General features: G+C 69.4%; 10 protein-coding genes. 6 read left to right on the top strand and 4 right to left on the bottom strand.

Translation table 11 applies throughout. The features are described from left to right. The 4 genes from ACXJKR_RS15825 to ACXJKR_RS15840 form a co-directional block, all read left to right on the top strand. A partial coding sequence (locus ACXJKR_RS15825; RefSeq protein WP_457323634.1) for a bifunctional heptose 7-phosphate kinase/heptose 1-phosphate adenyltransferase occupies window positions 1-628 on the top strand: 628 nt, incomplete at its 5' end. 2 nt (window positions 629-630) lie between these two features. Then, complete coding sequence (locus tag ACXJKR_RS15830; protein WP_457323642.1) at window positions 631-1,122, top strand: adenylyltransferase/cytidyltransferase family protein; 492 nt, start codon at window positions 631-633, stop codon at window positions 1,120-1,122. After that, window positions 1,119-1,664, top strand: a complete 546-nt coding sequence (gene gmhB / locus ACXJKR_RS15835) for a D-glycero-beta-D-manno-heptose 1,7-bisphosphate 7-phosphatase (RefSeq protein WP_457323635.1) — start codon at window positions 1,119-1,121, stop codon at window positions 1,662-1,664. The genes ACXJKR_RS15830 and gmhB overlap by 4 nt, the downstream gene beginning before the upstream one ends. Continuing rightward, window positions 1,664-2,761 carry a glycosyltransferase family 4 protein gene (locus ACXJKR_RS15840; RefSeq protein ID WP_457323636.1) on the top strand — a complete coding sequence of 366 codons (1,098 nt, stop codon included), beginning with the start codon at window positions 1,664-1,666 and terminating at the stop codon, window positions 2,759-2,761. The genes gmhB and ACXJKR_RS15840 overlap by 1 nt, the downstream gene beginning before the upstream one ends. Here ACXJKR_RS15840 and ACXJKR_RS15845 read toward each other — a convergent pair. Further along, entirely contained in the window at window positions 2,758-3,771 is a 1,014-nt protein-coding gene (locus ACXJKR_RS15845; RefSeq protein WP_457323637.1) for a glycosyltransferase family 9 protein, read from the bottom strand. The genes ACXJKR_RS15840 and ACXJKR_RS15845 overlap by 4 nt on opposite strands. Continuing rightward, entirely contained in the window at window positions 3,768-4,802 is a 1,035-nt protein-coding gene (locus tag ACXJKR_RS15850; protein WP_457323638.1) for a glycosyltransferase family 9 protein, read from the bottom strand. The genes ACXJKR_RS15845 and ACXJKR_RS15850 overlap by 4 nt, the downstream gene beginning before the upstream one ends. Window positions 4,803-4,929: 127 nt before the next feature. Between ACXJKR_RS15850 and ACXJKR_RS15855 the strand changes: the two genes are divergently transcribed. Beyond that, on the top strand, window positions 4,930-6,666 hold the full coding sequence (locus ACXJKR_RS15855) for an ATP-binding cassette domain-containing protein (protein WP_457323639.1): 1,737 nt from the start codon (window positions 4,930-4,932) through the stop codon (window positions 6,664-6,666). A gap of 2 nt (window positions 6,667-6,668) precedes the next feature. Continuing rightward, window positions 6,669-6,944: a ComEA family DNA-binding protein gene (locus tag ACXJKR_RS15860; protein ID WP_457323640.1), complete on the top strand. Its 276-nt coding sequence runs from the start codon at window positions 6,669-6,671 to the stop codon at window positions 6,942-6,944. On the opposite strand, the gene ACXJKR_RS15865 is transcribed toward ACXJKR_RS15860, so the two are convergent. Next, a complete protein-coding gene (locus tag ACXJKR_RS15865; RefSeq protein WP_082532913.1) occupies window positions 6,918-8,216 on the bottom strand; it encodes a patatin-like phospholipase family protein in 1,299 nt (432 codons plus the stop codon). The genes ACXJKR_RS15860 and ACXJKR_RS15865 overlap by 27 nt on opposite strands. A gap of 28 nt (window positions 8,217-8,244) precedes the next feature. After that, window positions 8,245-9,579, bottom strand: a 1,335-nt coding sequence (locus tag ACXJKR_RS15870; protein WP_457323641.1) for a helix-hairpin-helix domain-containing protein, incomplete at its 5' end; no start/stop codon positions are given.

A 9,579-nucleotide genomic window follows, 5' to 3' on the forward strand; every position in this document is an offset into this window, starting at 1 on the left:
CTACACCATCGTCAAGCTGCGCATCATTGGCCGCGCCCAGCAGTTGCTGCGCGTGGATTTCGAGAACGAGCCCGACCACGAGGCGCTGGGCGAGATGCTTGAGGCCTTCGCCGAGCAGTTGCCCCGACACGACGTCGTGCTGTTCTCCGACTATGGCAAGGGCGGCCTCACGCACATCCCGCGCATGATCGAAATGGCCCGCGCCGCGGGCAAGCCCGTGCTGGTCGACCCCAAGGGCAGCGACTACAAGCGCTACGCCGGCGCCAGCGTCATCACGCCCAACCGGGGCGAACTGGCCCAGGTCGCGGGCGCCTGGCGCGGCGAGGAAGAGCTGCGCGCCAAGGTCGAGACGCTGCGCGCCGACATCGACGTCGGCGCCGTGCTGCTGACGCGCTCGGAAGAAGGCATGACGCTGTTCGAAGCCAGCGGCGTCACTCACGAGCCGGCACGCGCCCGCGAGGTGTTCGACGTGACCGGCGCAGGCGACACCGTCATCGCGACGCTGGCCGTGATGACCAGCGCCGGCGTGCCGCTGCCCGAAGCCATGCGCCTGGCCAACAAAGCTGGCGGCATCGTCGTCGGCAAGTTCGGCACGGCAACAGTGAGCTACGACGAGCTGGCGGCATGAGCATGCTGGAAGACAAGCTCATCGACGCCGCCGCGCTGGGCGACGCCGCGCTGGCAGAGCGGTTGGCCACGCTGGGCCGCCCCATGGTGTTCACCAACGGCGTGTTCGATGTGCTGCACCGCGGTCACGTGGCCTACCTGCATGCGGCGCGCGAGCAAGGGGCGAGCCTCGTCGTGGCCGTCAACTCCGACGTCTCAGCGCGTGGCCTCGGCAAGGGGCCGGACCGGCCGCTGAACCGCGACGTCGACCGCGCCCTGGTGCTGGCCGGCCTGGCGTCGGTCGATGCGGTGCTGTTCTTCGACGAGCCCACGCCTTGCGCACTGCTGGCGCGCGTGCGCCCGCAGCTCTACGTGAAGGGCGGCGACTACGACATGGAAGCGCTGGAAGAGACGCGCCTCGTGCGTTCGTGGGGGGGCGATGCGCGCGCCATTCCCTTCGTCGACGGCTACTCGACGACCGCCCTGGTCAACCGCATCCGCGCGCAGGGCCGATGAGCGCGCGCCGCCCCGCCGCCTTCCTCGACCGCGACGGCGTCATCAACATCGACCACGGCTACGTCTACCGCTGGGAAGACTTCACCTTCGTACCTGGCGCGGTGGATGGCCTCCGCCGCCTGCAGGCTGCCGGTTACGCCCTCGTCATCGTGACCAACCAGTCGGGCGTGGCGCGCGGCTACTACGACGAAGCGGCGGTGCAGCACCTGCACGACGCGCTGCGGGAGCACCTGGCGCAACAGGGCATCACGCTGGCCGCCATCGAGTACTGCCCCCACCTGCCCGACGCGCAGCTGCCCCGCTACGCGCTCGACTGCGACTGCCGCAAGCCCGCGCCCGGCATGATCCTGCGCAGCGCCGAAGCGCTGGACGTCGACCTCGCCGGCTCGCTGATGTTCGGCGACAAGCCATCGGACGTCGAAGCTGGCCTGGCGGCAGGCGTCGGGCGCTGCGTTCTTCTCGCGAAGAACGGGCAGCCGACCCCGTCGGCCGTGGACTACCTCGACCTCCCGCAGGCGCTGGCCGCACTGGGCATCGCTTGATGATCGGCCCGCCCGTCTTCGCGATCGAGGCCACCAACCTGACCGACGAACGCGGCACCGGCATCGGCCGCTACACGCGCCAGCTCATCGAAGCCTTGTCGGCGCTGCAGGTGCCACCGCAGGACGAGTTCGAGCTGCTGCAGCTGTGCAAGCGCTCGCGTTGGCAGCTGCGTGACCGGCTGGCCCAGGGCCCCCGGCTGTCCAGCCGCTGCTGGTGGGGCCCGGTCTGGCCGCTGCCGCGCCCGTCATGCGCCTTGCTGCATGTGCCCGACGAACGCCAGCCGCCCTGGCGCGTGCCCACCGTCGCGACCGTGCACGACCTCTACGCCGCGTTGAACATCAACTACACCGACGAGAAGAAGCGCCAGCGCAAGCTGCGCCATTACGAACATCTGCGCGACAGCTGCGCGCGGCTGGTGTGCGTCAGCGAGAACACGCGGCAGGACTTCCTGCGCCTGGTCGGCGGTGATCCGGCGCGGCTCAAGGTCGTCCATCCGGGCGTCGCACCCGAGTTCCGGCCGCACACGGCGGACGAGATTCAGGCCGTGCGCACGCGCCATGGGCTGGCGGGGCCCTATCTGCTATTCGTCGGCTCCACGCCCAACAAGAACCTGGCACGCACCATCGAGGCCTTCGCCGCTGGGCGCTTCGGCCAGGACTACACATTGATGGTCTGCGGCGAACACTCCCGCAACCAAGGCGAGGCCCTGGCGGCACGGCTTGCCGAGCTGGGCCTGGCCTCGCGCGTGCACTTCGCAGGCTTTGTCAGCGACACGGACCTGCCCGCGCTCTACGCCGGCGCGGCGGCCTATCTCTTCCCGTCCTTGTACGAGGGCTACGGCCTGCCCATCCTGGAGGCCATGGCCTGTGGCACGCCCGTGCTGGCCAGCGACCGCGGCAGTTGCCCCGAGGCGGCGGGTGGCCACGCCGCTATCGCAGACCCGGAGGACATCGAGGCGCTGGCCGCGGGCATTGCGGCCGCGGTGGCGATGACGCCCGCTCGCCGCGCAGCGGCACTGGCCTACGCGCGCACGCGGACCTGGGAGGCCACGGCCCGCGGGACGCTGGCGGTCTGGCGGGAAGCGCTGGCGCGCTAGCCGATCACCTCTTGCACACGGGCCTCGACGTCCGCGGCGCCGATGTCCGACAGCTGCGCGGCCTGCAGCAAGTGCACGTGCTCGGGATCGTGCTCCAGCGGCGGGCGCGGGCCGAGCACGATGAAGGCATGCGTGCCCACCGCGGCCGCGATGTTGACGGCACCCGTGTCGTTGCCGATGCAGGACCGCGCCAGCGACAGGGCCGCCACGCTCTCGGCGACGCTGCTGTCGGTCATCGTCGCCACGCGCTCGCGCAATGCCGGCTCGACGCGCGCCAGGATGGTCTGCGCCAGCACGCCTTCCGCCGGCCCGCCCAGCAGCAGGACGCCGTGGCCACGCGCGGCCAGGCGATTGGCCAGTTCGACGAAGTTGTCTTCGCCCCACTGCTTGTAGGGCTCGGACGCGCCGATGGCCAGTGCATGAAAGGGCCGCGGCAATGGCGCCAGGCGCTCGCCCATGCGCGCCAGCGCATCGGGGCGCACGCTGATGCGAGGCACGATGAGCGCGCTGCAGAAACCCTGGGCGATGGAGAAATTCGTCGCGTCCTTGTAGCCCGCCACGGCGGGGCCGCGGTAGCGACTGATCCAGGGCGATCGGGTCAGCAGCAGGCGCTGCAGCCAGGTCTCGCCGAAGCCGAGGACGGTGCGGATGCCGGCGCGCCAGCAGACGATGATGGCGCGACCCGGATGGTCAGAAAACAGCACCATGCGGTCGAAATGCTTGGGGGCCAGCTCGGCGCCCAGTCGCAGCAGGCCATCCAGGCCGCTGTGGCGGCCGCGGCGACGCTCGCTCTTGCGCGGGCGCCGGTCGAAATCGATGATTTCGCGCACCCAGGGTTCGTGGCCCAGCAGCTCGCGGGCCATCGTGGTGGGCGCGGYGATGAGGCTGACCTGGCCGTCGCGGCTCTGCTCGGCCACGCAGCGGAAGTACTGCGCGTGCCACACAAGATCGCCCATGCCATTGAGCTGCAGCTGCACGGCTGTTTTGGGGCGGGTGTCTGCCGGGCTCATGCGGCCTGCGCCAGCGCGATACGGGCAACGTCGCCGGGCTGGATGTCGGCCAGCCTGGGCGCGGTCAGCATGTGCAGCGTTTCGGGGTCATGCGCCAGCAGCGGACGTGGGCCCAGCATCACCCAGGTCGGCGTGCCGACCGCAGCGGCGATCTGCACGCCGCCCGTGTCGTTGCCCAGGCAGGTCCGCATCAGCGACATGGCCGCCACGGTCTCGGCCACCGTGCCGTCCGTGACGGCCAGGATGCGCGGGCGCAGTGCCGGCTCGACGCGCTGCAGGATGGCCTGCGCCATCTCGCGCTCCGCCGGGCCGGCGATCAGCAGCACCCCGTGGCCGGCGCGGGCCAGCTCGGCGGCCAGCGCGGCGAAGTTGTCGGTGCCCCACTGCTTGTAGGGCTCCGACGAGCCGATGCACAGCGCATGCATGGGCTGTGGCAGGCCCCGCACTCGCGCCTTCATGCGCTCCAGCGCTTCGGGGCGCACGACGAGGCTCGGCACGATGGGTGCATCGCACCATCCATGCGCGATGGCGAACATCGTGGCGTCCTCGTAGGTGCCGACCGCCGGCCCGCTGTAGCGCTGAATCCATGGCCCATGCGACAGCAGCCGGCGCTGCAGCCAGGTCGTGCCATAGCCCAGGCGCTCAGGGATCTTCGCGGCCAGCGCCACCAGGGAGCGGTTCGTGTAGTTGGTGAACAGCACGATGCGGTCGAACTGCTTCTCGCGCAGCTCCACACCCATGCGGAACAGGCCCAGCACGCCACGGTGACGCCCCTGTCGGCCCTCATGGCGGCGCGGGTGGCGGTCGAAGTCGATGATCTCGCGCACCCAGGGTTCATGGCCTACCAGCTGCGGCGCGAACACGGTCGGCGAGGCGATCAGCGACACCTGCCCTCCAAAACTGGTCTCGGCGACGCGTCGAAAGTACGGCACATGCCAGACCAGGTCGCCCATGCCGACCCACTGCAGCAGGACCACGGTGCGCGGGCGGGTGTCGGGGCCTGCCGGGCCGTCCGCGGCGGAACGGATCACCGGCGCGGGCGAAGGCGGAATCGGATGCATCGGGCGTGAGAAGCGGGGGGCGGCGGCGATTCTATGGGCCGGGCATGGCGGCACCGGCTGGCGAAGCGCCTCCAAACACGCACGACAATCACGCCCGATGTCGACCACCGCCGAAGCCAATCCTGCCCGCCGCCTGGRCCAGTACATCTACCCGCACCGTTGGGGCGCGCTGTTGACGGTGCTGGCCTACATCGGCGCGGCCGCCACCGAGCCGATGATCCCCAAACTGATCGGCTATGCCTTCGGCGAGGGCTTCACCAAGGATGCCTTTCCGCTGTGGATGATCCCGGTCGTGCTGATCGGCCTGTACCTGATGCGAGGTGTCTTCGGCTTTGCCGGCCAGTACCTCTTCAACTGGACGCTGACGCGCAGCGTGATGGACTTCCGCTCCACCCTCGTCAACGCACTGCTGCGGCTGGACGCCCAGGTCTACACGCGCATGCAGCCCGGCACGGCGGTCAGCAAGGTCGTCAACGACCCGCAGCAGATCCTGCAGCTCGTCGGCGATGTCGGCGTGAGCGTGCTGCGCGACGGCCTGCCGGCGCTGGCAATGCTGGGCTACCTCTTCTATCTGAACTGGCAGCTGACGCTGCTCAGCCTGGTCGTCACGCCGCTGATGGCGCTGGTGATGAAGAAGCTCAACCAGCGCATGCGGCTGATGGCGACGCGCTCCTATGACTCTCAGCTGCTGCTCGTCAACAAGGTCGACGACCTGACTCGCGCCTGGCGCGTGGTGCGCCAGTTCGGCGCGGCCGCGCACGAACGCGAACGCTTCGCTGCCGTTGCCCACGACGTGCGCCGCAACAACCTGAAGACGGCAACCGCCGGCGCCTTGGCCCAGCCATTGTCGCAACTGGTCGCCAGCGTCGGCCTGTCCTTCATCATCTGCGTGGCACTGTGGCAGGCGCGCGCTCAGGGCACGGGGGTGCAGGCCTTCGCCGAGTTCGTCACGGCCCTGCTGCTGCTGACCTCGCGGCTGCGCCATTTGTCCGACCTGGCCGCGCCGCTAACTCGGGCTACCGTCATCGCCAAGGGCTGCTTCGAGCTGATGGATGCGCCCAAGGAGGCCGACAGCGGCACCCGAGAGCTGCCGTCGCACGCACACGGCGAGCTGACGATGGAAGACGTGCGCCTGACCTATCCCGGCGCCTCCCAACCGGCTCTGGACGGACTCAGCCTCGCCTTTCACGCCGGCAAGACGACGGCCCTGGTCGGGGCCTCTGGCGCGGGCAAGAGTTCCATCATCCATCTGCTGCTGGGCTTCGGCCGGCCGGACGCGGGCCACATCCTGCTGGACGACATCGACATCGAGGCGCTGACGCGTCTATCCCTGCGCCGCCAGTTCGCCGTCGTGTCGCAGGACATCGTGCTCTTCGACGACTCCGTGGCCAACAACATCGCCTACGCGCAGCCGCGCGACGAGGCCAGGCTCGAAGCCGCGCTGCGCGCCGCCCATCTTTGGGACTTCGTGCAGACGCTGCCCGAGGGCGTCGAAACCCACGTCGGCGCCAATGGAAGCAAGCTCTCTGGCGGCCAACGCCAGCGCCTCGCGATTGCCCGGGCGCTGTACAAGGACGCGCCGATCTGGATCTTCGACGAAGCCACCTCGGCGCTGGACACCGAGAGTGAGCGCGCCGTGCAACAGGCCCTGGCCGCCTGGTCGGGCCGCAAGACGCTGATCGTCATTGCCCATCGGCTGTCCACCATCCGCGATGCGGACGTCATCCACGTACTCGGCGCCGGCAAGCTTGTCGAGACCGGCACGCACGCCGAGCTGATCGCGCGCGATGGTGCCTACGCGGCCATGGTGCGGGCACAGCTCGGCGAAGCCTGACGATGAAGCGGCGGGCCCTGCTGCTGTGGGTGGCACTTCCCGCCCTGGCTCAGAGTGAGGTCGAGGCCAACACCGCGACCCGCGCGGAACTCGAATCCCTGCCTGGCCTGGGCCCGGCCCTGGTGCAGCGCCTGCTGGCCGCGCGGCCCTTCAAGGACTGGGCCGACCTGATGCGGCGCGTGCCGGGCGTCAAGGCGGGAACCGCCCGCAAGCTCTCCAGCGCCGGCCTGCGCGTGGCCGGCCAAGCCTTCTCAACAGCCGGCAGCGAACCCGGCTGAGCGGCTCTTGCGAAGCAGCGCCGGGTCGATCTGCGGCGCCCGCGCCGGCCAGCCGAAGAAGCGCTGCACCTCGGCGCGCTTGGCCAGCGTGTCGCTCATGCCCAGGTTGATCAATTCGTTGACGAAGCTAGGTTCGAACAGCAGATAGCTCACGAGCGCCGAGCCGCTGGTCGTCTTGCCCTTGCCGCTGACGCCGAAGGCCCGCAGCATGGCGCGCACCGAGGGCGGCAGGCTGGCCTGATGCTCGCCGGCCAGTTCGTCCAGGCGCCGGCTGGGCGCAATGACGAGCAGCTCGATGGGCCGCAGCGCCGTTGCCGCTCGCGTCTCGCGTGACAACAGGGCCAGCGTGCGGTTGATGCGGCGCAGCCGTTCGACGTCCACCGCCAGCGCATCCAGGAAGATGTTGGACAGCGCATGGCCGGCAATCTGGGCCATGCTGGGATGGGCCTCGGTGGCGGTGACGCGGCGCCCCTCGGGTTCCTTCATGCGGCCCGCGCCGATGACGAGGACGCGCTCGGCACCCAGGTGCACGGCCGGCGAGATCGGCGCGCTCTGGCGCATCGAGCCGTCGCCGAACCACTCGGCCACGCCCTCCAGCTCCAGCAGCTCGGCCGGGAAGATGAAGGGGATGGCCGAGGACGCCATCAGGTGACTCAGGCTCAGCTTGGTCTGCACCGCCATGCGCTGCTCGCGCAGCCACGGCACGACGTGGTGATGGGTCTGGAAGAAGGTGACGTGCTGGCCCGAGGTGTAGCTGGAACCGGTCAGCGCCAGCGCGCGCAGATGGCCGCCGTCCAGCATGGTCTCGATGCGCGGCATGTCGAGGTAGCGGGCCAGCAGCTCGCGCAGCGGTGAATTGTTCAGCAGGCTGCGCGGGCGGCTGCGCGTCCAGCGTGCAATGGCCCAGCCCAGGCTCAACATGCTGAGCCAGCGCGCGCCGCTCCTCACCGCCTCGAACGCGTCGGCACGGTAGATGTTCTCGACATGCAGGCCCTGCCAGAGGTGCAGCAGACCGTCGACGGCGGCGTCGAAGTCGTCCGCGTGGCAGGCCAGCGTCGACGCATTGATGGCGCCGGCCGAGGTGCCGCTGATCACGGGAAACGGGTTCTGCTGCGTCGCGCCGGCATCGCGGCGCAGCTGGGCGATGGCCGCCAGCACGCCCACCTGGTAGGCGGCACGTGCGCCGCCGCCGGTCAGGATCAACCCCGTGACCGGTGGCGTACGGTTGAGCCCCATCGACTGGGATGCGGGCTTGGGCACGGCTTGCAGCATCGGCGGGAATCATCGCCGATGCCGGGGCTCATCCAGCTTCGTAAATGACCTCAGCCGCTGTGCCCAATTTGGCTAAAGCCTCGTCCGCGGGCCAGAAACGGCTGGCCTCGCCAAGTTCCACCAGCCAGCGCGCGCCGACGCTGTCGCCATCCGGCTCGGCCTTGACCGACACGCGCACGGGCAGGCCGAGCTTGCGCTTGCCGCCCTCCTCCGTCTCGACCTCGCGCGGCGGAAAGCGCTCGACCAGCTCCTTGACCAACCCGGCGGCACCGGCATTGCCCAGCAGCAGATGCCGGCCGAACTTGGCGCGCGCCGCCGACAGGCTCCACACCGCCTGCACATTCATGCGCAGGCCGCCCGAGAAGCGGTCGTTCTGCACCTTGCCCTGGGCAATGATGAGTTCGTCCTCGGCCAGCAGTTCCTTGTTGGCGTTCAGCAGTTCCTCGTTGGCCACGGCCTCGATGGCGTCGCTCTTGTCGTCGATCTTGAAGATGGCGACGCGGCCGCGCTGGCCGTTGATGACGCGCATGTCGCTGACGATGCCGGCCACCAGCGTCGGCTCGCGGCTGTCCACCAAGTCGGCGATCTGGCGCTTGACGATGCGCCGCACCTCGGCGCCGCCGTGGTCGAACAGGTGGCCCGACAGGTAGAAGCCGATGGCGGTCTTCTCCAGCGACAGGCGCTCCTTGATGCTCCACACGGGCGCGTCGACCAGATCGGGCTCGACATGCGAGGCCGCATGCGAGTCGCCGAAGTCGAACAGGCCGCCCTGATCGGCATTGGCCTCCTGCGTTTCGGCATGCGTGTAGCCGCGGCCGACGCTGGCGAGCAGCCGTGAGCGCTCGGGGTTGATGCTGTCGAAGGCGCCGGCCTTGATCAGCGCCTCCACCGCGCGCTTGTTGACGGCCTTGCGGTCGACGCGCAGGCAGAAGTCGTAGAAGCTCAGGAAGGGCCCGCCTGATTCGCGCGCGGCGATGATGGCCTCGATGGCGCCGCGGCCCGTGCCTTTGACGGCGCCCAGGCCGTAGTTGACGAGGCGGTTCGTCATCGGCTCGAAGCGGTAGACGCCCTTGTTGACGCAGGGCGGCTGGAACTCGATGCCGAAGATCTTGGCGTCATTGAGCAACACCTTGAGCTTGTCGGTGTCGTCCATTTCGATGGTCATGTTCGCGGCGTAGAACTCGGCCGTGTAGTGCGTCTTCAGCCAGGCCGTGTGATACGACAGCAGCGCATAGGCAGCGGCGTGCGACTTGTTGAAGCCGTAGCCCGCGAACTTTTCCATCAAGTCAAAGACTTCATCCGCCTTGGCCTGGTCGATGCCCTTCTCCGCGGCTCCCTTGCGGAAGATCTCGCGGTGCATGGC

The organism is Roseateles sp. P5_E11, assembly GCF_054049355.1.